At 64.6% G+C, this 650-nt stretch carries 1 protein-coding gene; it reads left to right on the top strand.

The features are described 5' to 3' along the window. The coding region (locus ACR0E6_RS22455; RefSeq protein ID WP_480587543.1) for a zinc-binding dehydrogenase at positions 1–650 on the top strand (650 nt) is incomplete at both ends.

The following is a 650-nucleotide window of genomic DNA, read 5'->3' as shown; positions in this document are numbered from 1 at the left end:
GATCTGTGCGGTATCGTTGAACTTGCAGGGCCAGAGACAGGCTTCACCAAAGGCCAGCGCGTTACTTGCCCAATCAACCTGCCGCGTCCACGCCCCGGCAATCCGACCGGGTTCATCGCGCTGGGGTCCGAGATCGACGGGGCTTTCGCGCAATATTGTCTGGTCGAGGCGGCTGATCTGTACGACGTATCGACCTCCCCCCTGTCAGATGTCGAGATCGCGGCCATCCCCTGCGCCTTTGGCACGGCTGAAAACCTTCTGACCCGCGCAGGCGTGACGGCCGGGCACAAGGTCCTGATCACCGGGGCCTCGGGTGGGGTCGGCCTTGCCGCCGTGCAACTGGCCCGGCTGCGCGGGGCGACCGTGTGGGGGGTCACCAGCCCTGCCAAGGCTGAGGTGGTCAAAGATCAAGGGGCCACGGATACGTTCGACCGTGGCGCGCCTTTGCCGAAAGACATGTTCGACGCGGTGATCGACGTCGTCGGCGGCCCCGCATGGCCCGACCTGATCCTGTCGCTGAAACCCGGCGGGCAGTATGTCGTCTCGGGTGCCATTGCCGGACCCATCGTTCAGGCCGATCTGCGCGATATCTATTTGCGCGACATCACTATCCACGGCTGCACCCATCAGGCGTTCGAGGTCTTCGGTCG

It is taken from the genome of Ruegeria sp. AP12 (assembly GCF_056540025.1).
Note: the sequence above shows the minus strand (reverse complement) of the source record. Positions and strands in the feature narration are given on the sequence as shown.